The 26,204-nt window shown below is 67.8% G+C and carries 22 protein-coding genes; 14 read left to right on the forward strand and 8 right to left on the reverse strand.

Translation table 11 applies throughout. The annotated features are described in order from the left end of the window. Nucleotide 1 precedes the first annotated feature (1 nt). Nucleotides 2-172, reverse strand: coding sequence for a type II toxin-antitoxin system Phd/YefM family antitoxin (locus tag ON37_RS33010; RefSeq protein WP_157171508.1), 171 nt, complete (start codon nucleotides 170-172; stop codon nucleotides 2-4). A gap of 442 nt (nucleotides 173-614) precedes the next feature. On the opposite strand from ON37_RS33010, the gene ON37_RS19290 reads away from it, so the two are divergent. After that, the gene (locus ON37_RS19290; protein WP_040721120.1) at nucleotides 615-1,082 is read left to right on the forward strand and encodes an NUDIX hydrolase; all 468 of its coding nucleotides are present in this window, start codon (nucleotides 615-617) and stop codon (nucleotides 1,080-1,082) included. Between the two features lie 60 nt (nucleotides 1,083-1,142). Here the strand turns inward: ON37_RS19290 and ON37_RS19295 are convergent, their stop codons facing one another. Both ON37_RS19295 and sigJ read right to left on the reverse strand, forming a co-directional pair. Beyond that, nucleotides 1,143-2,315 carry an NAD(P)/FAD-dependent oxidoreductase gene (locus tag ON37_RS19295; protein ID WP_040721121.1) on the reverse strand — a complete coding sequence of 391 codons (1,173 nt, stop codon included), beginning with the start codon at nucleotides 2,313-2,315 and terminating at the stop codon, nucleotides 1,143-1,145. An 82-nt stretch (nucleotides 2,316-2,397) separates the two neighbouring features. Next, on the reverse strand, nucleotides 2,398-3,330 hold the full coding sequence (gene sigJ / locus ON37_RS19300; RefSeq protein ID WP_040721122.1) for an RNA polymerase sigma factor SigJ: 933 nt from the start codon (nucleotides 3,328-3,330) through the stop codon (nucleotides 2,398-2,400). 470 nt (nucleotides 3,331-3,800) lie between these two features. On the opposite strand from sigJ, the gene ON37_RS19305 reads away from it, so the two are divergent. The 10 genes from ON37_RS19305 to ON37_RS19350 all read left to right on the forward strand — a co-directional run bounded on the left by ON37_RS19305 (nucleotide 3,801) and on the right by ON37_RS19350 (nucleotide 16,533). Next, entirely contained in the window at nucleotides 3,801-7,613 is a 3,813-nt protein-coding gene (locus ON37_RS19305) for a nitrate reductase subunit alpha (protein WP_083893119.1), read from the forward strand. A 1-nt stretch (nucleotide 7,614) separates the two neighbouring features. Continuing rightward, on the forward strand, nucleotides 7,615-9,318 hold the full coding sequence (gene narH / locus ON37_RS19310) for a nitrate reductase subunit beta (RefSeq protein ID WP_245553269.1): 1,704 nt from the start codon (nucleotides 7,615-7,617) through the stop codon (nucleotides 9,316-9,318). A gap of 145 nt (nucleotides 9,319-9,463) precedes the next feature. Beyond that, on the forward strand, nucleotides 9,464-10,213 hold the full coding sequence (gene narJ / locus ON37_RS19315) for a nitrate reductase molybdenum cofactor assembly chaperone (protein ID WP_040721123.1): 750 nt from the start codon (nucleotides 9,464-9,466) through the stop codon (nucleotides 10,211-10,213). Beyond that, nucleotides 10,210-10,941: a respiratory nitrate reductase subunit gamma gene (narI, locus tag ON37_RS19320; protein WP_040721124.1), complete on the forward strand. Its 732-nt coding sequence runs from the start codon at nucleotides 10,210-10,212 to the stop codon at nucleotides 10,939-10,941. Before narJ ends, narI begins: the two co-directional genes overlap by 4 nt. A gap of 49 nt (nucleotides 10,942-10,990) precedes the next feature. Next, nucleotides 10,991-11,947 carry an LLM class flavin-dependent oxidoreductase gene (locus ON37_RS19325; protein WP_040721125.1) on the forward strand — a complete coding sequence of 319 codons (957 nt, stop codon included), beginning with the start codon at nucleotides 10,991-10,993 and terminating at the stop codon, nucleotides 11,945-11,947. Nucleotides 11,948-12,062: 115 nt separating this feature from the next. Further along, nucleotides 12,063-12,719 carry a Uma2 family endonuclease gene (locus tag ON37_RS19330; RefSeq protein WP_040721126.1) on the forward strand — a complete coding sequence of 219 codons (657 nt, stop codon included), beginning with the start codon at nucleotides 12,063-12,065 and terminating at the stop codon, nucleotides 12,717-12,719. A gap of 52 nt (nucleotides 12,720-12,771) precedes the next feature. Further along, complete coding sequence (locus ON37_RS19335) at nucleotides 12,772-13,932, forward strand: DUF5925 domain-containing protein (RefSeq protein ID WP_051031800.1); 1,161 nt, start codon at nucleotides 12,772-12,774, stop codon at nucleotides 13,930-13,932. Nucleotides 13,933-14,164: 232 nt separating this feature from the next. Then, on the forward strand, nucleotides 14,165-14,680 hold the full coding sequence (locus tag ON37_RS19340) for an anthrone oxygenase family protein (RefSeq protein WP_051031787.1): 516 nt from the start codon (nucleotides 14,165-14,167) through the stop codon (nucleotides 14,678-14,680). A gap of 136 nt (nucleotides 14,681-14,816) precedes the next feature. Then, the gene (locus tag ON37_RS19345; protein WP_040721128.1) at nucleotides 14,817-15,236 is read left to right on the forward strand and encodes a YciI family protein; all 420 of its coding nucleotides are present in this window, start codon (nucleotides 14,817-14,819) and stop codon (nucleotides 15,234-15,236) included. A 7-nt stretch (nucleotides 15,237-15,243) separates the two neighbouring features. Next, nucleotides 15,244-16,533: an RNA polymerase sigma factor gene (locus ON37_RS19350; RefSeq protein ID WP_040721130.1), complete on the forward strand. Its 1,290-nt coding sequence runs from the start codon at nucleotides 15,244-15,246 to the stop codon at nucleotides 16,531-16,533. A gap of 30 nt (nucleotides 16,534-16,563) precedes the next feature. Here the strand turns inward: ON37_RS19350 and ON37_RS19355 are convergent, their stop codons facing one another. The 4 genes from ON37_RS19355 to ON37_RS19370 all read right to left on the reverse strand — a co-directional run bounded on the left by ON37_RS19355 (nucleotide 16,564) and on the right by ON37_RS19370 (nucleotide 22,277). Beyond that, the gene (locus ON37_RS19355; protein ID WP_083893127.1) at nucleotides 16,564-17,457 is read right to left on the reverse strand and encodes a Fic family protein; all 894 of its coding nucleotides are present in this window, start codon (nucleotides 17,455-17,457) and stop codon (nucleotides 16,564-16,566) included. 331 nt (nucleotides 17,458-17,788) lie between these two features. Next, complete coding sequence (locus ON37_RS19360) at nucleotides 17,789-19,528, reverse strand: N-acyl-D-amino-acid deacylase family protein (RefSeq protein ID WP_040721134.1); 1,740 nt, start codon at nucleotides 19,526-19,528, stop codon at nucleotides 17,789-17,791. A gap of 39 nt (nucleotides 19,529-19,567) precedes the next feature. Next, the gene (casG, locus tag ON37_RS19365; protein WP_040721246.1) at nucleotides 19,568-21,220 is read right to left on the reverse strand and encodes a steroid-24-oyl-CoA synthetase; all 1,653 of its coding nucleotides are present in this window, start codon (nucleotides 21,218-21,220) and stop codon (nucleotides 19,568-19,570) included. A 16-nt stretch (nucleotides 21,221-21,236) separates the two neighbouring features. Further along, a complete protein-coding gene (locus ON37_RS19370; protein ID WP_040721248.1) occupies nucleotides 21,237-22,277 on the reverse strand; it encodes an alcohol dehydrogenase catalytic domain-containing protein in 1,041 nt (346 codons plus the stop codon). A gap of 112 nt (nucleotides 22,278-22,389) precedes the next feature. Here ON37_RS19370 and ON37_RS19375 point away from each other — a divergent pair, with 112 nt between their 5' ends. Further along, the gene (locus tag ON37_RS19375; RefSeq protein WP_040721135.1) at nucleotides 22,390-23,013 is read left to right on the forward strand and encodes a TetR/AcrR family transcriptional regulator; all 624 of its coding nucleotides are present in this window, start codon (nucleotides 22,390-22,392) and stop codon (nucleotides 23,011-23,013) included. A 27-nt stretch (nucleotides 23,014-23,040) separates the two neighbouring features. Here ON37_RS19375 and ON37_RS19380 read toward each other — a convergent pair whose 3' ends face one another. After that, entirely contained in the window at nucleotides 23,041-23,376 is a 336-nt protein-coding gene (locus tag ON37_RS19380; RefSeq protein WP_040721137.1) for a TfoX/Sxy family protein, read from the reverse strand. A 132-nt stretch (nucleotides 23,377-23,508) separates the two neighbouring features. Between ON37_RS19380 and ON37_RS19385 the strand changes: the two genes are divergently transcribed. Together ON37_RS19385 and ON37_RS19390 are read left to right on the forward strand one after the other, a co-directional pair. Further along, the gene (locus tag ON37_RS19385; RefSeq protein WP_040721139.1) at nucleotides 23,509-25,209 is read left to right on the forward strand and encodes a metallophosphoesterase family protein; all 1,701 of its coding nucleotides are present in this window, start codon (nucleotides 23,509-23,511) and stop codon (nucleotides 25,207-25,209) included. Nucleotides 25,210-25,317: 108 nt separating this feature from the next. Beyond that, the gene (locus tag ON37_RS19390) at nucleotides 25,318-26,202 is read left to right on the forward strand and encodes a TIGR03619 family F420-dependent LLM class oxidoreductase (protein WP_040721251.1); all 885 of its coding nucleotides are present in this window, start codon (nucleotides 25,318-25,320) and stop codon (nucleotides 26,200-26,202) included. Nucleotides 26,203-26,204 lie beyond the last annotated feature (2 nt).

A 26,204-nucleotide genomic window follows, 5' to 3' on the forward strand; every position in this document is an offset into this window, starting at 1 on the left:
GTCAGGAATCCGGGTCCAGCAGTCGGCGCTCCTGGACGTCGCCCAGTTCGGCGTCGCGCGCCGATCCGAGCAGACGATCCCCGCCATGGGTAAGGAGGACCTGGAGTGTCTCCTGAATGGAATGCCAATCCGCTTCGGAGATCGAGACGGCGTTCCGGTCGCTCTCGGTCACCTCGGTGAACTATCGTGGTCGTTGACCTGCCGCACCAATGAGAAGAGCCGTGGGCACACGATGGACTCGCTAGCACGGTCATTTCCACCCTTCCGCCAACCTCGAAATGAGTTCATCCATCCCGCTGGTCGATCCGATTCCGGGTTCGCCCTGTTCGGCTGATCCTTCGGAGTCGCCTGGGGCCAGAGCAACGCGGCGACGAGTACCACTGCGGGTATGGCGATGACGATAACCAAACCTCCCTCCCAACCGATCACGCCCGCCCCCCGACAGCCGAACACCGCGCGAAAGACAGACGCGCAGTGACGATTTCGACATCGGCAAGATGCATCAGGTTGTCGATCGTCAACGGGCCGAGGTGTTGGGGCGTTCGACCGATTCACCGAGCACTTCAACGAACTGTGGGCACGCGGACGCGATATCTGGAAGGAGACTCCTGACCATGGGACGGATCGACTTCGAGGATGATCCGAACGCACCGAAGCCGAACTCGCTGGTTCCGGCCGCATCGGTCGTCGTCGTGAACGACGCAGGGCAGGTGCTCCTCCAGCGCCGGGTCGACAACGGCATGTGGGCGCTGCCCGGTGGGAAGATGGAACTCGGAGAGTCGTTGGCGGAGTGCGGAATCCGAGAAACGAAGGAGGAGACCGGGCTGGACATCGAGATCGCCGGGATAGTCGGGACCTATACCAACCCGCGCCAGGTGTTCGCCTACGACGACGGCGAGGTGCGGCAGGAGTTCTCGATTTGCCTGTTGGGCAAGCCGATCGGCGGAACGCTCGCCGTATCAGACGAGTCCCATGAAGTCTCTTGGTTCCCGCCCGAAGAGGTGGACCGGCTCCCGATGGTCGAGAGTGTCCGCCGCCGATTCGAAGTCTGGCGCTCGGGTTCGTACCCGGTTGTCAGGTGATGAGGCCGACGGTGAGCTCGGGTCGTGCCCGGTCGCCCGGGCACGACCCGACCGCTCGCCTCACGCGCTGAGGGTGCGGGCCGGTTCCTCGGCGATGATCCGTCGGCGGCGCGACGGCATCATGAGGGTCGGGTGCGACATGCTCCAGGCCGCGCCCCTGCAGATGAATTCCTTGATGCGCACGGCGAACCGGCCGGTGATCGCGGAGGGCGTGGCGCGATCGTCGGGGGTGACGGGCTGGATGACAGCGTCGCGGCGGCCGAGGCTGATGCACTGAATGCTGTAGCCGATCTTGTTGGGCGGCACCTTGCGCCCGGTCAGGCGGGCGGCGATGACGTCCGCGGCCAGCTGGGCGGTCGGGATGCCCGACGCGCAGGACATGCGGAGCGGGTCGCCGTTCGCGCCGGGGGCGAACGCCGCGTCGCCGACGGCGTAGACGTCCGGATGCGAGACCGACCGCATCGTCTCGTCGACGACGATCCGACCGGTTTCCGTTACTTCCAGGGTGCTGGCGGCGGCGATCGGGTGGACCGCGAAACCTGCTGTCCACACCGTCATTTCGGCCGCGATCGTCCGGCCGTCGGCGGTCTTCGCGCCGGCCGATTCGACGCGTGCGATGTCGGTGTGCTCGTGCACGGTGACGCCGAGCCGGTCGAACGCCGCACGGACGTGCTGCTGAGCCTTATCACTCAGCCAGTCGCCGAGGGCGCCGCGAGCGAGGAGCGCAACGGCCAGATCCGGTCGCGCTTCGGCGATTTCGGCGCAGGCTTCGATTCCGGTCAGTCCACCGCCGACAACCAGCACGGGCGCGCCCGCGCCCAGGCCGGCCAGTCGCTCCCGGACCCGCAGCGCGGACTGCTTGCCGGCGATATCGAAGGCATGCTCGGCCACACCGGGCAAACCGCTCGCCGCGACGCTGCCCAGTGCGTAAACCAATGTGTCGTAGGCGATCTCGTCGGCACCGTCGAGGGCGACCACCTTGCGCTCGACATCGACCGCGGTCACCCGCGCGGTGGTCACCCGCACCCCGGTCCCGGCGAAGACCTCGGTCAGCACGCGCCGCTTCAGCTCCTGACCGGAGGCCAGCTGGTGCATGCGGACGCGCTCGACGAATTCGGTGTCGGCGTTGACGAGGGTGATGTCGACATCGGCGGGGTGCAGCCGCTTGGCGAGGCGGGCGGCAGCGTTGGCTCCGGTGTATCCGGCGCCGAGAACGACGATGCGGTGCTTCATGGTCTCACTCCTGTCTGGGTGGGTTTCGCTTCCTGAACCGGACAGCGGCGCGAAACCTGACAGACCTGATGTGTGACCTACATCACCATCCAGCGAACAGGGGTTCCGGGCGATCGCCCGCCGTCCAGTGGCGTGCGGCGCGCTCGAGTTTTTCCGGGTTCGCCTGGGTGTGGACGGCGGCGATGCCGTCGGTGGTCACCTCCAGCGTGATGATCCCGACGATCCGGTCCCCGACCGCGATCACCAGCGCGGGACCGCCATTGACCACCGCGGCGAACAGGTCGGCGCGGCCGCCGATCATCGCCCACTTGTGTTCGGTGGGCTCGAACAGGCGCCGCAGGAACCGGGCCACTCGCAGCGCACCGGTGACCGGATGCGGCAGCGAGGTCACCACGCCGCCACCGTCGCCCGCGCTGATCGCATCGTCGGTCAGCAACCGCACCAGCGAATCGGTATCACCGCTGAGCGCCGCGGCCAGAAACTCCTCGACGACCTTGCGCGCGGTGGCCTCGTCGACTTCCGTCCGGGTCCGGTCCGAGGTCACGTGCTGTTTGGCGCGCCGGTAGATCTGATAGCTGTTGGCCTCGGTCAGATCGAGCATCTCGGCTATCTCGCTGTGCGAGTAGCCGAATGCCTCGCGAAGGACGTACACGACACGTTCCTTCGCCGACAGCCGTTCCATCAGGGTCAGCATCGCGAACGACACCGATTCACGCTGCTCGGCGGTTTCGGCCGGCCCGAGCATCCGGTCCCCGGCGACGATCGGTTCGGGTAGCCACTGGCCCACATAGTCCTCGCGCCGCGCCCGCGCCGAGGTCAGTTGATTGAGGCAGATATTGGTGAGCACCTTCGTCAGCCACGCCTCCGGCGTATCGACGTACTCGCGGTCGGCGGCATGCCAGCGCACGAACGTGTCCTGCACCGCGTCCTCGGCGTCGCTCGCCGAACCCAGCAGGCGGTACGCGATCGCCTCCAATCGCGCCCTGGAGTTCTCGAAGACCTCGGCCTCACGCATACCTACCGACACCGCTCGAAATTAGCCGTCGTCGCCACCTTCCGACAACCACGAGACCTGCCCAGCACCGGAGTGGCCTGCCTTCAGGCGACTGCCGGGCAAACGGAGGACCGCCGGTAATCCACGTCACTTTCGTACCGGAACGGATATTCTTTCGGCGCGCGCCGGCGGACCGAGAGCGCCCCGTCGGATGTGTTAACAAATGTAAAACGCCCGCGAAGCGCCGGTTTCCAAAGCATCACCGGTGGCGCGAATCCCGGCTCCCCACGGCCTCGTGGGAGTGGTGCGAACGGCTATCGCCGCAGGTCGGGCCCGAATTCGCGGCTGCGGTCGGCAATTGCTCAGTGACCGGGACGTTTCTCCCACCTCACAGCTCACCGGCGGTGCGCGCGGGGTGTGAGCAGATTGTTTTGCCGCCCCTGCGCGCGTCCTTACTCTCGGTTTCGTCAGCCCGGTTTTCCTGTGTCTCGATGGGGGCGTTCGTGGTCATTTCGCACAAACAGAGTTCGGCCCCCTCGGCGAAAGGAACGCCCGCGAGTTCGAGCGGTGTCCCCGACTCGGCGGCCGATGCGCTGTTGAAGGTGGGCCGCTACTTCCAGCGCGGCGAGGTGTCCGACGATCTACGCACGGTCCACAAGGTCGGCGGGCGCGAGGCCGACGAGTTCTATCGCGACCGCTGGGCCCACGACAAGGTCGTGCGGTCCACCCACGGCGTCAACTGCACCGGTTCCTGTTCCTGGAAGATCTACGTCTCCGACGGCGTGATCACCTGGGAATCGCAGCAGACCGACTATCCGTCGGTCGGCGCCGACAAGCCCGAATACGAACCACGGGGTTGCCCGCGCGGCGCGTCGTTCTCGTGGTACACGTATTCGCCTGCGCGCGTGCGCTATCCGTACGTGCGCGGCGTACTGCTGGAAATGTATCGGGAGGCCAAGGCCCGGTTGAAGGATCCGGTGCTGGCCTGGGAATCCATCGTCGAGGATCCGGATCGGGCACGGACCTACAAGTCGGCGCGCGGTAAGGGCGGATTCGTCCGGGCGGAGTGGTGGGAAGCCGCCGAAATCGCCGCCGCGGCGCACGTGTACACCATCAAGCAGTACGGCCCGGACCGGATCGCGGGCTTCTCGCCGATTCCCGCGATGTCGATGGTGTCGCATGCGGTCGGCGCCCGCTTCATTTCCCTGCTCGGCGGTTCGATGCTGTCGTTCTACGACTGGTATGCCGATCTGCCGGTGGCCTCACCGCAGGTCTTCGGTGACCAGACCGACGTGCCCGAATCCGCGGACTGGTTCGACGCCGGCTACCTGATCATGTGGGGCTCCAATGTCCCGGTGACCCGGACGCCGGATGCGCACTATATGACCGAGGCCCGCTACCGCGGCCAGAAGGTCGTCGTGGTCTCCCCCGACTACGCCGACAACACCAAATTCGCCGACGAGTGGGTGCCCGCTCGCCCCGGCACCGATGCCGCGCTGGCGATGGCGATGGGCCATGTGGTGCTGCGCGAATTCTTCGTCGACAAGGCCACCGCCCGGTTCGACGACTACATCAAGCGCTACACGGATCTGCCGTTCCTGATCACCTTGGACGAACGCGACGGCGGCTGGAGCGGTGCGGGCGAATACCACGGGCGCACCTGGCTGCCCGGAAAGTTCCTCACCGCAGCCGATCTCGCCGCAGCGGGCATCACGGGCTTCGACGTGGACAACGCCGAGCACAAAACCGTACTTCTCGACGGCGACGGAAATCCCGTCGTGCCCAACGGAACCCTCGGCGACCGCTTTTCCGAATCGGGCGCGGGCCGATGGAATCTGGACCTCGGCGGGGTCGATCCCCTGCTGACGCTGTACGGCCGCACCGACGATGCTGCGGCCGTACAGTTCCCCCGCTTCGACGGCGAGACCGGCGTCGTCACCCGCTCGGTGCCGACCACCGTCGTGGCCGGCCGCCGCGTCACGACCGTCTTCGACCTGCTGCTCGCGCAGTACGGCGTCGGGCGGCCGGATCTGCCGGGCGACTGGCCCACCGGCTACGACGACCCGGCCGCCCCCTACACGCCCGCCTGGCAGGAAACGATCACCGGAGTCCCTGCCGTCCAGGCGATTCGGATCGCGCGCGAATTCGCCGACAACGCCGATCGCTCCGGCGGCCGCTCGATGATCCTGATGGGCGCGGGAACCAATCACTGGTTCCATTCCGACCAGATCTATCGCGCCTTCTTCACCCTCACCCTGCTGACCGGCTGCCAGGGCGTCAACGGTGGCGGTTGGGCCCACTACGTCGGGCAGGAGAAGTGCCGCCCGGTCACCGGCTGGTCCACGCTGGCATTCGGGCTGGACTGGCAGCGTCCGCCGCGGCAGATGCAGGGCACCGTGTTCTGGTATCTGACCAATGATCAGTGGCGCTACGACCCGTTCACCTCCGAATCGTTCGCCTCGCCCTTGGGTTCCGGCGCGTTCGCCGGGCGCACGGCGGCCGACAACATCGCCCTGGCCTCGCGGCTGGGCTGGATGCCGACCTATCCGACGTTCGACCGGAATCCGCTGGACCTGGTAGACGCCGCCGAGGCAGCGGGCAGAACACCGCAGGAGTATGTGGTCGACAGCTTGAAGTCCGGCGCCCTCGAATTCGCCTGCGAGGATCCGGACGCGCCGCAGAACTTCCCGCGCGTGCTGACGGTGTGGCGGGCCAATCTGCTCGGTTCGTCGGGTAAGGGCAACGAGTATTTCCACCGCCACCTGCTCGGCGCCGATTCCAATCTGCAAGCCGACGATTCCGTCGGGGTGCCGCCGCAGGAGGTGCGCCGCCCCGAGCAGGCGCCCACCGGCAAACTCGACCTGCTGATGTCGATGGACTTCCGGATGACCTCGACGACGCTGTTCTCCGACATCGTCTTCCCGGCCGCGACCTGGTACGAGAAACACGATCTGTCCTCCACGGATATGCATCCGTTCGTGCACGCCTTCTCCCCCGCGATCTCCCCGCCGTGGGAGGCGAAAACCGATTTCGAGGCGTTCCATCGCATCGCACGCGGCTTCTCCTGGCTGGCCGAGAAACATCTCGGCGTGCGCAAGGATCTGGTCGCCGTTCCGCTGCAACACGATTCGCCCGACGCGCTGGCCCAGGCGCGCGGGCGGGTGCTGGACTGGAAGGCCGGTGAATGCGAGCCGGTTCCGGGCCGGACCATGCCGAAACTCGTAGTGGTCGAACGTGATTACCCCAAGGTCGCGGAAAAGATGGCGGCCCTGGGCCCGCTGATCGAGACCCTCGGCGTCACCACCAAGGGGGTCACCACCATCCCCGACGCGGAGGTCAATTATCTGCGCGGAGTCAACGGCGCCGTCGTTTCCGGAATCGCGCAGGGTCGCCCCTCGCTGGCCAAGGACGTGCATGCGGCCGAGGCCATCCTGGCGCTCTCGGGCACCACCAACGGCCGGCTCGCGGTGGAGGGATTCCATGCGCTCGAACGGCGCACCGGCACCCGGCTGGCCGACCTGGCCGCCGAACACGAGGGGAAGCGGATCACCTTCGCCGACACGCAGGCACGGCCCGTGCCGGTGATCACCTCACCGGAATGGTCGGGCTCCGAAACGGGCGGGCGGCGGTACTCCCCCTTCACCATCAACACCGAACGGCTCAAGCCCTGGCACACCCTGACCGGCCGCCAGCACTTCTACCTCGACCACGACTGGATGATCGAGTTGGGCGAACAGCTGCCGATCTACCGGCCGCCGCTGGACATGTCGGCGCTGTTCCGTGAGCCCGCGATCGGGAGCGTCGGCGCCGGCGCCGTCGGTGAACGGGGTGTCACGGTCCGCTATCTCACCCCGCATTCGAAGTGGTCGATCCACTCCGCCTACCAGGACAACCTGCATATGCTCACGCTCTCTCGGGGCGGCCAGGCGATCTGGATGTCGGACCGCGACGCCGCGAAAATCGGTGTGACCGACAACGACTGGATCGAGGCCGTCAACCGCAACGGCGTCGTCGTGGCCCGGGCGATCGTCAGCCATCGCATGCCCGAGGGCACGGTCTTCATGTACCACGCCCAGGACCGCGCGGTGGATGTGCCGCGCATCGAGGGCACCCCGGACCTGCGCGCGGGCAAGGGCAAGCGCGGCGGCATCCACAACGCACTGACCCGGATCATGATCAAGCCGACGCATCTGATCGGGGGTTACGCCCAGCAGTCGTTCGCCCTGAACTACCACGGGCCCACCGGAAATCAGCGTGACGAAGTCACCACCATCCGGAAGCGCTCACAGGAAGTGGAGTACTGATATGCGCGTCATGGCACAGCTCGCCATGGTGATGAATCTGGACAAGTGCATCGGATGTCACACCTGCAGCGTCACCTGCAAACAGGCCTGGACCAACCGCTCCGGCACCGAGTACGTGTGGTTCAACAACGTGGAAACCCGCCCGGGGCAAGGGTATCCGCGGCAGTACCAGGACCAGGAGAGGTGGAAGGGCGGCTGGACGCTGGACCGCCGCGGGCGGCTCACGCTGAAATCCGGTTCGCGGATCAAGCGGCTGCTCAACATCTTCGCCAACCCGGATCTGCCGACCGTGTCCGACTACTACGACCCGTGGAGTTACGACTACGACAATCTGCTCTCCGCGCCCGCGATGGACACCACCCCGGTGGCACGGCCGAAATCGCTGATCACCGGCGAGGATACGAAGGTCACCTGGGGCGCGAACTGGGACGACGACCTCGGCTCCGGCCCGGAGCAGGTCGGTCGGGACCCGCTGCTGGCGCGGCTGTCGGACCAGGTCAAACTCGAATTCGAGCAGACCTTCATGTTCTATCTGCCGCGCATCTGCGAACACTGCCTCAACCCGTCCTGCGGCGCCTCCTGCCCCTCGGGGGCGATCTACAAACGCGCCGAGGACGGCATCGTGCTGGTCGACCAGGACAAATGCCGCGGCTGGCGGCAGTGCATCACCGGCTGCCCGTACAAGAAGATCTACTTCAACCACAAGACCGGCAAGGCCGAGAAATGCACCTTCTGCTATCCCCGGGTGGAGGTCGGCATCCCCACGGTCTGCTCGGAGACCTGCGTGGGACGGCTGCGCTACATCGGCGTCATGCTCTACGACGCCGACGCGGTACTCGAGGCCGCCTCGGTCACCGACCCGGAGCAGCTGTATCCGTCGCAGCTGGGCGTCTTCCTCAACCCGCACGATCCGCGGGTGATCACCGAAGCCGAACGTGCCGGAATCTCCCCGGAATGGATTGCCGCGGCGCAGGATTCGCCGGTGTACAAGCTGATCGTCGACTACAAGATCGCGCTGCCGCTGCATCCGGAGTACCGAACCATGCCGATGGTCTGGTACGTGCCGCCGCTGTCTCCGGTCGTCGATGTGCTGTCGGAGACCGGGCACGACGGTGAGGACGCCCGTAACCTGTTCGGCGCCATCGATTCCCTGCGAATTCCGGTGGAGTATCTGGCGGAACTGTTCACCGCCGGCGATGTCGGCCCGGTCCGGGCGGCGCTGCAACGACTGGCCGGCATGCGCTCGTTCATGCGCTCGATCAACCTGGGCCAGGAACCGGACCTCACGATCCCGGGCGCGGTCGGGCTGGAGCCGGAGGAGATCGAGGCGATGTACCGGCTGCTGGCCATCGCCAAATACGAACACCGGTATGTGATCCCGACCGGGGCCACCTCACGGGCGCACGAATTGGATTCGCTCGCCACCGGCTGCAGCCTGGACTCCGACGGCGGGCCGGGGATGACGGCCTTCGATGTGACGTCGGAGAAGTTCGCGCTGGTCGACGCCAATCTGGCCGCACCGGAACACAAGTCGTCCCGAATCAACCTGCTGAACTGGGACGGCGGGTCGACCGAGGGACTGGTACCGGAACGCACCGGCGGCAACGGGGCCGCAGCCGAATCTCGGGAGGCGAAGACAGCGGACGAGGGCCCCGGAGCCGCGGTGACCGAGACAGTGCCGGAGCCGACGGGAGCGACTCGATGAGACCGGTCCGCCACCCCGCACCGCCGGTCGACACCGGGGCGACGGGCACCGAGCGTCGGCGCCCGACCGGCACCCCGAGATCAGAGCCGATCGGCGGCGGACTGCGCGGCCCTGCCCGCTCGGACGAACGACGAGGGAGCCGACCATGGGACTGCTGACACTGCGACGGCGCCCCACGCCCGTCGTGGAGATGTCCGAGCGGGATCGACGGCTGGTCTGGCGGATCTCCTCGCTGCTGCTCGATTACCCCGGGCCGGACACCCTGGCGATGCTCGACGACCTGTCCGAGGCGGCGGCCACCCTCCCGGAGCCGGTGCGCGCCGATCTCGGTCGACTCCTCACGCATCTGGCCGGCACCGAGCCGCTCGTGCTGGCCCGGGACTATGTGGAAACTTTCGACCTGCGCCGACGCGCCAGCCTGCATCTCACCTACTACGCCTACGGCGACACCCGCAAACGCGGGATGGCGCTGCTGCGCTTCAAACACGCCTACCGGCATGCCGGCGCGGAGCTGTCGGATCACGAACTGCCCGACCATCTTCCGGTGCTGCTGGAATTCGCGGCCACCGTGGACCCGATCGGCGGTGAGCGGCTGCTCGGCGAACACGTGCCGGTGCTGGAGATGCTGCGGCTCTCGCTCACCGACAGCCGATCCCCGTACGCCGACGCCCTCGCCGCCGTCCTGTCCACCCTCCCGCCGCCCACGACGGCCGACCGCCGTCGGATCGCGGAACTGGCCGCGCAGGGTCCGCCGGACGAGGACGTGGGGCTGGAGCCGTACTCGATGAACGGCGAGGCGATGCATCCCGCCATGAACCCCGACCTGTACTCCCCGCCCACGGCCGGAAATTCCGCCGGCACCGGGCTTTTCGCCGGATCCGGAGACCGACGATGACATCCACCGTGTGGGCGACCCTGCCCTACATCGCCTTCACCTCGTTCGTACTGGGCCACCTGTGGCGCTATCGCAACGACCAATTCGGCTGGACCACACGGTCTTCGCAGATCTACGAGTCCCGGCTGCTGCGGCTGGGCAGCCCGCTGTTCCACTTCGGCATGCTCGGTGTGATCGGCGGACATGTGCTGGGCGTGCTGATCCCGCAGTCGTGGACGGACGCGGTCGGCATCTCCGAACACCTCTATCACGTGATCGCGGTCGCCGCCGGTTCGGTGGCCGGGGTCGCGGTGATCGCGGGAATCGCGATTCTGGCCTATCGGCGGCTGCGGGTGCCGGCCGTGCGCAAGGCGACCACCCGCAACGACGTGTTCATGTACGTCCTGCTGGCTGCCGCGCTGATCACCGGCCTGCTCAACACGGTCGGCAGCAATCTGCTGTGGGGCACCTACAACTATCGGGAAACGGTGTCGCCGTGGTTCCGCAGCCTCTTCACCGCGCATCCGCAGCCCGACCTCATGGTCGGGACGCCCTGGACCTTCCAGGCCCACGGGCTGATCGTGCTCACCCTCATCGCGGTGTGGCCCTACACCCGCCTGGTCCACATGTTCAGCGCGCCGGTCGGCTACCTCGTCCGCCCGTATGTCGTCTACCGCAGCAAGCCGGTCGACACCGCGAACAAGCGCAAATACGCCCGCGCCTGGCAGACCCCGGTGCTCCCGCGCTGATCGTGCGGCCCTTGACCTGGAGCACGCTCCACGGTCTAGCGTCGCGGATATGAGTGTTTCCGGCAGGGCCACACCGAGTTTCGGTATCAAGACCACACCCGCACACGTCGACTACGCCGACATCGTGCGCGTGTGGCGGGAGGCCGACGGTATCGCCGAGATCGAGCACGCCTGGCTCTACGACCACCTGCTGCCGCGCGCCGCGGTGGGACTCCGCGGCCACGACGGCGACCGCACACCCACCGGCTCCGCGGGCCCGGTGCTGGAAGGGTGGACCCTGCTGTCGGCACTCGCGGCGCAGACCGAGCGGCTGCGGCTCGGGCTGCTGGTGGCCAACAATCGGATCCGGCATCCCGCGCTCCTGGCCAAGATGGCGGCGACGGTCGACATCGTGTCCGGCGGACGCCTCGACTTCGGCATCGGGGTCGGTGGGTTCCCGCGCAGCGATCCGCGTTTCGAGACCATGGTCGCGCCGGAATACGCGGCCTACGGAATTCCGGTGGGCAGCTGGCGTTCGGCGGTCGCGAGCTTCGGCGAGGCCTGTGAGATCGTCCGGCGGTTGTGGACCGAAGAGGTCTTCGATTTCGCCGGACAGCATTATCGGCTCACCGGTGCGCAATGCGACCCCCGCCCCGTCCAGCGCCCGCACCCACCGATCCTGATCGCCGGCTCCGGCGCATCGATCCTGCCCGTCGTGGCCGCATACGCGGACCTGTGGAACGTGATCGGCCCGCCGCTGAGCAGTATCGACACGCTGCGCGAACGCAGCCTCGCCCTGGACGAGCAGTGCGCCGCGATCGGCCGCGATCCCGCGCACATCACCCGCTCGGTGCAATTGCCCATCGACCACGACGATCCGGCTCGGCTGCGGGACCTGTTGATCGACCTGATCGACGCCGGTTTCACCCACCTGGTCCTGAATCCACCCGCCCCGTATGCGCCCGGTACCGCGCACCGGCTCGCCGACGAGATCATCCGGCCGACATTGGACGCCGTCGCGCACTGAGTGTCCACCGGGGGAGAACCGGCGACTCGGTCGCCCGCGATCGCCACCAAGAGCGCGAACAGCGTCCGTGCAATGAGCGCCAATTTCTGCCCGACGCGATCCCTATCATGGAGGCATGCCGAGCCCGCTCTGCGACCCCCCCGAACTCCCGGAACATATGACCTGGGAGGAGCTGTCCGCATTGCCGGAGGAGATCGCAGGCCAGATCGAACTATGGGACGGCCGGGTCGTGTGGGTCCGTCGCGGACCCGCCGAACATCAGGACTGCACCAACCTGTTCTGGAGTGCTCTGCGCCGATGCGTTCGCGAGGAACACGGCAGGAAGCCGGACCGCTGCTGGCGAGTGTCGACCGAAACCAACGTCTTCCTCGGCCGGCACGGCAGATCGAATTTTCTGACGCCGGATTTTCTCGTCTATCGATGCCTGCCGGACGAATACCAGGATGTTCGTGCCGACGACGTTCTGCTGGTAGGCGAGGTGTTGTCGCCGTCGAACACGGTCAGCGACATGGAGGCGAAGAAGGCGCGCTATGCGGAAGCCGGAATCGATTGGTACTGGGAGGTCAAGCTCGCCCGCAACCCGCGCGGCATCGCCACAGTTCGCGCTTACGCCTTGCAGACGCGAACCGGCAACCTCCCGCCAGGTGTGCACGCCCTGCATCCCATGAACTACATCCTGGCCGATGAGTGGAATCCACGGACAGACCCCGACGGCATCAGTACCGAGTTCCCGTTCCCGATCACGATTCCCTGGGAAGAACTGGAGCTGTAGACCGCCGGAAATTCGGTGGCTCGGGCGGACCGATATCCGGATGATCGGTGCAATGATCTCTTCCCAGGAACGGCTCCGGCTGATCGGCCGCGAGGAGTCCCCGGCCGCCTCGGCCGGAGGTCTCTCGTGGGTGATGACCGTCGACGACGCCGACTCACCGCGCGACGTCATCGATGCGCTGTCGCTCGCGCCGTATCTCGACGGCTCGCAGCCGCATGCGCTGAGCGCCGACCTGGAACATGTGAAACCCGATGCCCCACTGTGCCCTTCGGAGGGACGAGTGTTGCGCACCAGCGTGGTCGAGGATGTGCGCACGGTCCTGGCCGCCGGTCCGGGCTGGACCCTGCGATCGACGCGGCGCGGCAACGGCACCGCCGGACTCGAGGTCACCGCGGTCACCGAAGAGCTGGCGGCGGAGGTGATCGCGGCCTGCTCCGCCGATGCCACCGTCGAACCCGAAGCCGATACCGATCAGGTGTCGATGGGTTTCTGGCACAACACCTCACACGGCCCGCAGCGCCGGGAGCGCACCATCTCCGCCGCGTCGTGGACGGATATCCGCGGCAACTACGGCACCGAGGTCGGCGCCGCCATGCACCGGTTGATGGCGATGCGCGCCGAGGACGTGCGCGGCCGCCTGATCCTGCTGCACGGTCCGCCGGGCACGGGAAAAACCTCCGCGCTGCGCGCCCTCGCGCGGGAGTGGTCGGATTGGTGCCAGGTCGACTGCATTCTCGATCCCGAGCTGTTGTTCGCCAACCCGGGCTACCTGATGGAGGTGGCGATCGGCGTCGACACCTACGACGCAACCAAGCGACGGTGGCGGCTGCTGGTCCTCGAGGATTGCGACGAACTGATCCGCGGCACCGCGAAAGAGTCCACCGGACAAGGCCTTTCCCGACTGCTCAACCTCACCGACGGCATGCTCGGCCAGGGCCGCGACGTCCTGGTCGCCATCACCACCAACGAGCAGCTGTCCCGTCTGCATCCGGCGGTGGTGCGGCCCGGCCGCTGCCTGGCGCAAGTGGAGGTGGGCCGGCTCGCCCCGGCCGAAGCGGCAGCGTGGCTGGCCCGCGAACTCGGCGACCGGCCGCATCCCCCGATGGGTCCGGACGGGATGACGCTGGCGGAGCTCATCGAAGCGCGCGACAACCACACCCGGATCGAAGCGGAGCCGACCGGCCCGGCCCCGGGCAGCGGCACCTATCTGTGATCCGGGTACGGCCCGGCGCGCGTGGTGGTGGGTGAGCGCGGGGCGGGAATCAGCGAGCAGGCTGTAGGCCGGCCGCCGCAGGTCGTCGTCGACGGCGACGATGCGTTCGCCGATCACGTGAGGGTCGGGGAAGGCCAATACGCTACTCGCTGCGCGGCCCGATGGACGCTCGCGTATGGAAGCGAGCGTCCTGCCCATGGGAACGCTCAGCGATTCCGGATGTACTGAGTGCATGACAGCGACCACCGCCTCCGCCACCTCGACCACCTCCGGCTTCGCCACCGCGTCCCTGATCGGTGCGACCGTCACCACCGGCCTGCTGGCCGGGGTCTTCTACGCCTACGCCAGCTCGGTCATGCTCGCCCTGCGTCAGCTCGACGACCGCACTTTCGTGGACGTGATGAACCGGATCAACACCGTCATCGTCAACCCGATCTTCATGCTGAGCTTCCTCGGCTCGGTCGCCTGCACCGGCCTCGCCGCCGTGCTGTACTGGCGAACCGATCAGCGCACCGTGCTCTGGTGGGTCCTGCTCGCCCTCGCCCTCAATGTGATCAGCTTCCTCATCACCTCCGGCGGCAACGTCCCCCTGAACAACGCGCTGGCCGACACCTCCTCCGGCGATTTCGCCACCCTGCGGCAGCAATTCGAAGGCCCGTGGATCACCCTCAACATCCTGCGCGCCCTCGCCAACACCGGCGCCCTCGGCGTCCTCGCCTGGGCGCTGCGCACCACGAACAAGGGGTGAGGTGTCCGGCGACCTGCGAGGATAGGGCTCGAAGAAAAAGTTCGGAAAATTTCGGCGGTCGTGTCGATCCGATCCGGGTGCCGTTCGACCTAGGCGTGAGAGGGTCCGGACGGGACCCGCGAAACGAGGAGACATCGTGAAGTACATGCTGATCATGCGCGCCACCGACGAGGCCTGGGCGGAGATGGCCAAGGTCGACTTCGAGTCCGTGCTCGACACGATGGGCAAATTCAACGACGAGCTGATCCGGGCGGGCGTACTGCTCGCCGCCGAGGGGCTCGACGACGCCGCCCAGGGGGCCGTGGTCGACTACTCGTCGGAGACCCCGGTGGTGACCGACGGGCCGTACGGCGAGACCAAGGAGCTGTTCGGCGGGTTCTACCTGCTCAACGTCGCGTCGAAGGAGGAGGCGATCGAATGGGCGAAGCGGATGCCGGTCATCGTGAAGGGGTGCAAGACCGAGATCCGGCGGGTGCCCACGATCGACGAATTCCCGCAGGACAATGTGTGGATTCAGAAGGAGCGGGCGTGGCGCGAGGCGACCGGCCAGCTCTGAGCCGGATATGACGGCCGATCCCACGGGTCGCGAGGCGGTCGCCGCGGTGTGGCGGATCGAATCCGCGCGCATCGTCGGCGCCCTCGCCCGCTACACCGGCGACTTCGCCCTCGCCGAAGATCTGGCGCAGGAAGCGCTGGCCGAGGCCCTGGTCACCTGGCCGCGGGAGGGGACGCCGCGCAATCCGGCCGGCTGGCTGCTCACCGTGGGGCGGCGGCGGGCGATCGACACGTTCCGCCGCCGGTCCGCGCTCGACCAGCGCTATGCCGCGCTCGCGCACGATCTGGGCGAGGGCGGTGCGCTGACCGGCGGGCCGGGATCGGATCCGATGCGGTCGGCGGGCGAGCCGCTGTGGGATCCCGACCGCATCGACGACGACGTGCTGGCCCTGATGTTCACCGCCTGCCATCCGGTGCTCTCCCGCGAGGCGCGGGTGGCGCTGACGCTGCGCGTCGTCGGCGGCCTCACCAGCGACGAGATCGCCAAGGCGTTCCTGGTCCCGGCCGCCACCGTGCAGGCGCGAATCACGCGCGCGAAGAAAACCCTTGCGGCGGAAAAGATTCCGTTCGCCGTTCCGGAGGCCGACGAGCGCGCGGCCCGGCTCGGTTCGGTGCTGAGCGTGATCTATCTGATCTTCACCGAAGGCTCGTCGGCCAGTTCGGGCGCCGACCTGATCCGCTTCGACCTGGCCGGCGAGGCACAGCGGCTGGCCCGGGTGCTGTCGCGCCTGGTGCCGGACGAACCGGAGGTGCACGGCCTGCTCGCCCTGCTGGAACTGACCGCGGCCCGCTTCCCGGCGCGCACCGGACCCGACGGCGAGCCGATCCTGCTGGAAGACCAGGATCGGCGCCGCTGGGATCGCGCCGCCGTGCGGCGCGGCCGCGCTGCCCTCGCCCGCGCCGGCCGGGTCGGCCGCGGCCTCGGCTATTACGGAGTGCAGGCCGCGATCGCCGAATGTCACGCCGTCGCGGCGTCGGTCGCCGACACCGACTGGCAGCGCGTGGTGAGGCTGTACGAGGCGTTGAGCCGGCTCGCCCCCTCGCCGGTGGTCGAGCTGAACCGGGCTGTCGCCGTCGCGATGGCGAATGGTCCCGCCGCGGGCCTGGAGATCGTCGACCGGCTGCGCGCCGAGAGCGCCTTGCGGGACTCGCACCTGCTGCCGACGGTGCGAGGAGAGCTGCTCGCCCGCCTCGGCAGCACGGACGAGGCGCGTGCGGAATGGGCGCGCGCCGCCGAACTCTGCCGCAACGATGCCGAGCGAACGGTATTGCAAGGCAAGATCCGCGATCTCGGCTGACCCGAAAGCGGATCGCGACCACACCATCCGCTACGGCGGTGCGTCGTCCCGCAGGCGTTGCAGAAACGCCCGGTACTCGCTCATCCGGTGACTGTCGCCGTCTTCCAGTGCGAGCCGCTCGTTGCCGGCGAGGTAGCTTGCGCGTTCGCGCTCGAGACCGAACACCTCCACCGGATCGGCGTTCTCCCCGAGACGCTCGAGACGCGCGATACGCTCGCCGACCATATCGCTCCCCTCGCGAACAGAGCCGGTCCATTGGTCGGAGGTGGAGAAGAGATCCCGATTGAAGTCCGAGAAGGTACTCGGCGGCAAGCCATCGCGTTCCAGTGACCAATTCATGAGTAGCCGCGACACTCTGCCGTTGTAGTCGACAAAAGGGTGGATGGCGACACAGTCTCGCTGGAGGTCGGCGGCCAGCCGATACGGGTCCGCCCCCGGTCTGGCGCGGGCGGAATTGTATCTGTCACACATCGCCTGCAATTCGCTCTCGATCGCCTCCGGCTTGGTCCGGTATGCGATCGCGCTGTACTTCATGTGCAGTGGGACCGTGCCGGGTGGCATGTGCTCCAGATAGGGATTGGCCTCGATTGCCGCCACCTCGTCGCGGGTGAGCTGTGTCCGGGTGAGACCGGTCCGCGTACCTGTGCAGAATTTGCCACCGATGTCGGGAAAGCTGAACTGTGCGAGCCGCCGGTGTAGGTCGGTTATGAACGCCACGCTCAATCCCTGATCGCTGCGGCCGCGGGCATAGGCACGGGCGTCCAGATAGCCGGCCCATTCCTCTTTGCCGAACAACAATCCGGGCTGTGGGTGACCGGCCACCACCGCGCAATGCAGCAACGGCTCATCGATCAGCAGGCCCGCTTCCACTGCGTCCCGGCCGGGTGTCCGCAAACCCAGGTCCGAAGACCGTTGCGTGATCATCGCTTCCACGGGATCGCCGAGGTGCTCGGTCGCGGCGGAACCCCCGGCCGGTGGCCACGGTGGGCCGGGTCGGTGCCCCGGCGCGGCGGCGGCAGCTACCGCTTCCGCCGAATCGGCATCCCGCGCCGCCAGCCGCGCGGCGATCTCACGAAGGGTGGCTGTGCTCGCGGTGCTTGTGCTGTGAATACCGTCTGTCGCATCCTTCGCGTCGAAAGCCAGCCTCCTGGCGAGGGCGCGCAACTCTCCCCACACCACCCGCACGGCAACCCCCGATCCGACCGGTCCGTGTCCTACCCCGATGATGACGTGTCCGTACGTTCGTCACACCGGTTCACGCGGCGCCGAGAAACCTCCCACAACGGCGCGAACCGAGTTCGGGCGCGGCGGACCCGTTTCCGAAAACGTAACGGCCGCCGACGAATACCGCGGTCACCGCGGCATCGTTGCGGTTGACCATGCGCGACAGGTTGCCGAAGTAGGGCATGGTGTGTTCGGTGTAACGCTCGAGCTCGTCGTCCAGCCGGGTCGGATCGATGACCACCACATCGGCGCGATCGCCGACGCGCAGGTGGCCGGCGTCGAGTCCGTACCAGTCGGCCAGTTCCCCGGTGAGTCGATGCACGGCGTGCTCGACCGACATGAACGGGTGTCCGGCCAGCTCGGCGTCGCGGACCCGGCGCAGTAGTCGCAACCCGAAGTTGTAGAAGGCCATATTCCGCAGATGCGCTCCGGCATCCGAAAAACCCAGCTGAATACCGGGATCGGCGGCGAATCGATCGAGGACACGCGGGCGATGGTTGGAAATGGTGGTGCGCCAGCGCACCTTCGGCCCGTATTCCACGACCAGATCGAGGAAGGCGTCCACCGGGTGCACTCCCCCGCGTTCCACACCGACCTGCCCGAAGGTCTTGCCGATCACCGACGGGTCCGGACAGTCGACGATCTCGGCGTCGAAGAAGTCGCGATGCCACACCCGGGGCCCGAACTTGCGGTCGTAATCCTTGCGGAATTGCCGTCGATAACTCTCGCTCTGCAGCATGCGGTGCCGTTCGTCGAGCTGATTCGACAGATGCAATGCCGCTGCGCCCGAACCGAATTCCTCGAACACCACCAGGTCGATACCGTCGGCGTACACCTCGAACGGCACCGGCAGATGCTGAAACCGGAAGTCGCCGCCGAGCGCGTTCACCACCCGCGCCAGCGCCGGAAAGACATGGGCCACCAACGGAATGGCCTTGATATCGGCCGCCGACAACAGACTCACCTTGAGCCGCGGCTGCCACCAGCCGATGCTGGACAGCGCCATCGCCACCAGGCTCTGCGGCCGGGCCACGTCCGGACCGCCCTGCAATGCCCGCCGCCGCGACCGCAGCAACGAATTCAATTGGTGCCGTTCCCGCGTCGTCGCATAGGTGGACGGCAGCGTCCGGGACCGGCAGGTGTCGCCGTCGAGTTTGTCGAACATCAACTGCTGCGAGGACATCCCGACGAAGCCGGCATCCAGCGCCTCGGCCAGCTGCCGACGCATCGCGGCGAGCTCACCGGCGGTCGGCTTCACCTCGGTGCGAGTGGCGCGGTCCAGGCCCATCTCGGCGGCGCGGATATCCGAATGACCCAGAAACGCCGCGACATTCGGACCGAGCGGCGCGGCGTCCAGGGCGGCGGCGTAGTCGTGTGCGGTGCGCCAGGTCTTCGCACCCGCGACCGCATCGATCACATGAGCGCGGGGTATGGCCTCGACCCGCCCGAACAGGTCCCCGGCGGTTTCGGCGTCGACATGGACGGTGGACAGCGAACACGATCCGAGCAGGACGGTGGTGACGCCGTGCCGCACCGATTCCGACAGCGACGGATCGAGTAGCACCTCGACGTCGTAGTGGGTGTGGATGTCGAGCATTCCGGGGATCACCCACTTGCCGGTGGCGTCGACGACGGTGTCGCAACCGGTGCCGTCGAGGGGCTCGGCCGAGACCGCGACCACCCGCCCGTCCCGGATCCCCACATCCCGCGTCGCCGACGGTGCGCCGGTGCCGTCGAACCAGGTACCACCCTTGATGATGCTGTCGTACATGACAGTCCCTCTTTCACCCACCCGCCCCGGCGGGGCGCGTCAGATCTCTATCTCGCGGCGCACGACCTTCCCGGTCGCGTTGCGCGGCAACGGTTGTGCCGTGATCACCCAGCGCGCCGGCACCTTGAAGTAGGCGAGCCGCTCGGCCGTGAACGCTCGCAGCTCGTCCTCGGTCACCGTGGCGGGATCGGCGACGACCACGACGGCCGCCACCTCCTGACCCAGATCCGCATGCGGGACGCCGAGCACCGCGGACTCCAGCACCGCGGGATGTTCGTCGAGCACGTTCTCGATCTCGGTCGGATAGACGTTCTCGCCTCCGCGCAGGATGAGGTCGGATCGGCGGCCCGACAGCCGCAGCCTGCCCTGTTCGAGGACGCCGAAATCGCCGGTGTGCAACCACCGTTCGCCGTCGATGGCATGCGCGGTGGCTGCCGGATCGTTCCAGTACCCGAGCATCACGTATGGGCTGCGCACGCAGATTTCGCCTTCTTCGCCGTCGGGCAGTGGCCGGCCGTCCGGATCGCGGATCTCGATGCCGACGCCGATGATCGGCGTGCCGACGGTGTCGGGGTGGGCGGCCAGTACCGGCGGGGTGGCAACCGTTGCGGCGGTGCCACTTTCGGTGAGTCCGTAGCTGGTGGTGAGGGCGACCTCGGCCATCGGCAGCTCCCGGCGCAGCCGCTGGTGGAAGGCCGGTGACGACGGCGCCGCGTTGAGCGAGAACGCCACCAGGCCGGACAGGTCGTAGCGGGACAGGTCGTGTTCGAGCATCCGGCTCACCATGGTGGGGACGGCACCCCAGTTGGTCACTCGTTCCTTTTCCATCAGCGTCAGGACCCGGTGCGGGTCGAAGCCGCCGGTGTGCATCACGACCGTCGCGCCGGTGGCCAGGCGCGGCACGATCAGGTTGTGCAGGCTCGCGATGTGAAACAGCGGCGAGGTCAACAGGAATCGCCGGTCGCTGGGCCCGGGACCGAGCTGCTCACCGCGGAAGGCAGCCGCCATCGCATCGGTGAACCGGTGATAGTCGCAGACGGCCAGCAGATTCCGATGCGTGTGCACGACTCCCTTGGGCCGCCCGCTGGTGCCGCTGGTGTACAGGATGACGGCCGGGTCGTCCTCCTCGATCGATACGTCCGGGGCCGGGCCGGGATGGTCGGCGATCAACCGCGGCAGGTCGGTTTCCATGGTGAGCACCGGAATTCCGGCGGCGACCTCGTCCAGGAGCGCGGCCCGTTTGGCATCGGCGACGACCACGGTGGGGCCGGTGTGTTCGAGGCCGTAGCCGATTTCGCGCGGCGCCCACCACGCGTTGTAGCCGACCGGGATCGCGCCGAGTAGCTGCGCCGCCCAGAAGGTGATCACCCATTCGGGTGTATTGGCGGCGAGGATGCCGATCCGGTCGCCCTTGCCCACTCCGTATCGCTCGGCGAGGGCGCGGGCCGCTGCCGTTGCGGCGGCGCCGTGTTCGGCGAAGGTGAGGCGCCGATCCGCGGTCACCAGGTATTCGTGGTCGCCCCAGGCGGTACCCGCGTGGAACAGTTCGATCAGATTCCGCCGCCGGTTGCGCATGACCGGGATCGGCGCGCCCAGCACCTGTTCGACCACCATCTCGAACGGGCCACCCGGCCCGGTGAGATCGGCGGTGATCCGGGCGGCGATGGCCTGCGGGTCGGCGGCTCGAGTCATATCCTTCACTTTCTGCTCACGGGATCAGTACGGCACGACCACGGATCAGCCCCTGGTCCAGTCGCTCGAATGCGGTCGGTCCCGCCGCGAGGTCGAAGCGTTCCACCGCGACGTCGATGGCGCCGCGTTGCGCCAGCGCGACCGCCGCGTAGAGGTCACTCTTGGTGCCGCCGTAGGACTTTCGAACGGTCGCGCCCCACGGCAGGCCGGGACCGCCGGCCGGTCCGGCGTCGATTCCCGGAATGCCGCCGTCGAGACCCACCATGCGGTAGGCCCCGTTCGGCGCGACCGATTCGACCGCCAGTTTCGCGGTGGCGTCGTTGCCGACGAAGTCGAAGACCGCTTCCGCGCCCCGGCCGCCGGTGCAGTCCAGAATGCGGGCGGCGGTGGTCTCGTCGGCCGTCATGACCAGGTCGGCGCCGCAGGCGGTGGCGAGTTCGAGCTTGTCCGGGGCGACATCCACGGCGATGATCCGGCAGGCCGTGACGGCCTTCAGAATCTGCACCGCGACATGGCCGAGCCCGCCGATACCGATCGCCACCGCCGTCGCGCCGGGTCGCAACTGGTCGGCGGCACCGCGGATCGCGTGATACGGCGTCAGGGCCGCATCGGCCAGCGGCGCGGCGGTCGCGAAGTCCAGATCCCCGATCGGCACGAACGAGGTTGCCGGTATCCGAACGTATTCCGCCATACCGCCGTCGGGTCCGAGTCCCGGGCACGGCGGCATCGCGGTGCGGCCCGCCGCCAGGCAGACGTTCTCGTTACCACTCACACACTCCCGGCACACCCCGCAGGACCAGCACAGGTAGACCAGGCCGCGCTCGCCCTCGATGCGGCCACCGACCTCGCTGCCGACCGCCGCGATGGTGCCCGCGATCTCGTGTCCCATCGTCAGCGGGTCCGCGCGCAACGGAAACGGCAACCCCAGCACGAAGGAATCCGAATGGCAGATGCCGGCGGCCCCCACCTGCAACAGCAGGTCGGTGGGCCCGATCGTCGGAATCGGGACCTCACGCAGCTCCAGCGTGCCCGGCCCGGTCAATTGCAATGCCCGCATCATCTGTTTCCTCACCGCGGCGTTCGGCGCACAGCCGGACGTGACGTGGCACACACGGTAGCACTCGCTGGACACAGCGTCCAGTGAGTTGGCGGGCGTCTATCATCTAGACATGCCTTCGGAATCGACCACGCGGCGCGGATCGCTGCGCGATGAGCAGAAGCGGGCCACGCGGATGCGCATCGTGGAGGAGGCACGGCAATTGTTCGTGCGCGAGGGCTATCTGGGGGTGCGCGTGGACGACATCGCGGCGGCGGTGGGTTGCAGCCGGGCCACCTTCTATCTGCACTTCACCGGAAAAACCGAGGTGTTGCGGGCGATCGCCGAACAGGGCACGCTGGCCAGCGTCCAATTCTTCTATCGAGATCTGGACCGGGTACTGGCCACCGGTTCCCGCGCGGAATTCACCACCTGGATGCGCCAGGCCATCGAATGGTTCTTCGACAACAAGGATCTGCTGCCCGCCTGGGACGAGGCGACGGCCCTGGAACCGGAATTCCGCGACATCGCCCGTGAGGGCATCATGCAACTGGCCGACAGCATGCCCGACTATCTGGCGCGCTGGCCCGAGAGCCGGCGCGACGAGGCGCGGCTGCGCATCGAACTTCTCGTCGCCCAGTTGGAGCGCTTCTTCACCCGCTGGGCCATGCAGGGCACGATCGAGGTCACCGCGGCCGCGGCCGCCGAGGTGCTCACCGATATCTGGTTCCCGGCCCTACAGGCTCCGGAGAACTGAAAACTACTGCCGGGCACGGCATTGCGGCTATTTGGGCGGCAGTGAGCGCGCGTAGCCGAAACCGCGGTCCAGCCAGGTGCTGAGCACATCGTCGTCGCCGAGAGACTCCGGCGCCACCCGCAGCCAGTTCCGCATCTCCCGGCCGCCCATCACCATCGGCGCCACCCCGGAGCCGTCGACGAGTTCCTCGGCCAGTTCGGGGTCGACCCGGACCAGCAGACCACCCTGACCGCTCGCCGCCACCGCCATATTGCCGCCGACCAGAAAGGCCAGCCCACCGAACATTCGCTTTTCGACCGTCTCGGCCACCGCGGGCCCGAGCAGGTCCCGGATCCGATCGGCCAATTCCTCGTCGTAGGCCATACGGCATTGTTCCATCGCCCACCGACAGGGTGCACCGGCCGGAACCGACCACGAAGAATTCACCGAGAATTCGCGCCGTTGGGAACCCACAGTGGTTGCTCCGGTGCGGTGGTTGGACCAGCATCCAACCCCATGCGGAATCGCTTGAACCCTGCCGGTGATATCCCCGATACCGGAATTCCCGAACAGCTGGCCGCCACCATGACCATGGCCGAACAGCACGAATGGCACCGGGGGTATCTGCGCCGGCGGGCGGTGTCGCGACGCAATTTCCTGCGCGGCTCGGCTGCCGCCGCCGCGGTGGCCGCCGTCGGCACCTCGCCGTTCGGCAGCCGGGCCTACGCCGAGGAGGCCCAGCTCGCGGTGGGCGGCCGGCACGTCGGCTACGGCCCGGACGCGGCGAGCCAGCTTCGCTTCGGTGCGCAACTGTCCCGGAATCCGCACGGCGCCAAGGTATTTCTCGATCACGGCCCCACCCCGGCCCTCGGCGCGAGTGTCGAGGCCGAGGTGCGTGATCTGGTCACCCGCATCCCCACCAGCGACGGCGGTGTCCTGGCCGCCGAACAGTTCTACGCGCACGCACCGGTCGACGGCCTGCCCGGGCGGATTCCGCACTTCTACCGCTGGCGCACCTCGGACGGATTCGTCGGCGACATCCGGTCCGCCTCGACGGCCATGCCGAGCGTCCGAAACGCCGTCCTGCCCTTCCGATTCACCATGATGGGTGACCAGGGCACCGACGACACACCCACCCAGCCCGCCGGTGTCGCGCCCGGCGACTACGACGACAAGTACTACAAGCCCGACAACGACCCGGCCGCTCCGCACGCGGACAACGTGCTGAATCAGATCGTGGCCTGCCGACCCGATTTCCATGTGCTGGCCGGGGACATCGCCTACGCCGATCCGTCCGGAGCCGGCAAGAAGCCACAATTCGTCCCCGCCGGCGGTAAGGCCGCCGACGGCTTCGACAAGTTCAATCCGTATGTGTGGGACGTGTATTTCGGCGCCATCGAGGCCAGCGCGTCGACGACGCCGTGGATGTTCGCCACCGGCAACCACGACATGGAAGCCGCCTACGACACCCACGGGTACGGCGGACACCTCGCCCGCCTGGATTTTCCCGGTAACGGCCCGGCGGGCTGCCCGTCGGCGTACTCGTTCAGCTACGGCAACGTGGCCGTGCTGTCGCTCGACGCCAACGACGTCTCCTACGAGATCAAGGCCAACACCGGATATTCCGGTGGCGCCCAAACCGGTTGGGTGGAGCGCACACTGGCGGAGTACCGGTCGAATCCGAACATCGACTTCATCGTCTGCTTCTTCCACCACTGCGCCTATTCGACCACCGATTCCCATGCCTCCGACGGCGGTTTGCGCGACGCCTGGTGCGCCCTGTTCGACCGCTATCAGGTGGACCTGGTGTTGCAGGGGCACAACCACATCTTCGAACGCACCGATCCCATCCGCGGCGGGCGCCCGACCAAGGCGGCGGGTGACAACTCGATCGTCTACCCGGACGTCGACGGCACCGTCTACTACACCGTGGGCGGCGGCGGACGTCCACGTTACGGTTTCCAGCCCGGTTCGCCGGAGACCTACCGCGGTCACGAGGTCGCCGACACCACGGTCCCCAACAGCTACGTGTGGACGCCGGGCGGCACCAAATTGGACGAGGCCGCGCCCTGGTCCCGGGTGCGATTCCGCAACTACTCCTTCATCCGGGTCGATGTGCGGCCCGGCTTCTTCGCCAGCGAGATGGACGTGGTCGCGGTCGACGAGTACGGCCGGGAATTCGACAAGGTCACCTATCGGCGACAGGTGGGTCGCTGACCACCGGCGTACCTTCGGTCAACCCGATGGTCCGCTGAGTCGTTACGGCCGGCCGCTGAGCGGACCGCGCCCCCGGGGCGGGCACGGCGAGCCACCACGATGGCGGATATGCGTTTCCATTTCGCCGAGGCCGCCGGCGAACCCACCCACTGGGTCGACCTCGCCCGCGCGGCGGAGGCGGCCGGGTTCACCGGCATCTGCCTGGCGGACAGCCTGGCCTATCCCCGCGACGGCGACTCGCGCTACCCCTACACCGCGGACGGCCGACGAGAGTTCCTGCGCGGCAAGCCTTTTCCCGAGCCGCTGATCGCCGCCACCGCGATCGCGACGGCGACGCGCACCCTCCGGGTGACGCCGTTCGTCTTGAAACTGCCGGTGCGCCCGCCCGTACTGGTCGCCAAGCAGGCCGCCACCCTGGCCGTGCTGAGCGGGAACCGGTTGTCACTGGGGGTCGGAATCAGTCCGTGGCCACAGGATTTCGCCATGATGGGCGTGCCGTTCGAGAGCCGCGGCGCCCGCTTGGACGAAGCGATCGACATCGTGCGCGGGCTGTGCCGCGGCGGTGAATTCGGTTACCGGGGACGGCTGTACGACCTGCCCGCGGTGACCATCGATCCGGTGCCCACCGAACCGATTCCGATCCTCGTCGGCGGGCACAGCGAGGCCGCGCTGCGGCGCGCCGTCGTCCGCGGCGACGGCTGGATGCACGCGGGCGGCGATCCGGAGGAACTGACCGCGCTGCTGCGCCGCCTCGCCGAATTGCGCTCGGAATACGAAGTTTCCGTTCCCCGCAGCGGAGAGTTCCGGATCCACGCGGTGCCACGCGACGTCTTCGATCGTGACGGCCTCGAGCGACTGGCCGCATCCGGCGTCACCGATGTGATCGTCGGTTTCCGCAGCGCCTACGACACCGCACCGGATACCCGCAGCCTCACCGAGAAGATCGACGCGATCACCCGCTACGGCGATCGCGTCATCGCCGCGTACCGATAGGA

The organism is Nocardia veterana NBRC 100344, from assembly GCF_000308855.1.
Lineage (GTDB): Bacteria > Actinomycetota > Actinomycetes > Mycobacteriales > Mycobacteriaceae > Nocardia > Nocardia veterana.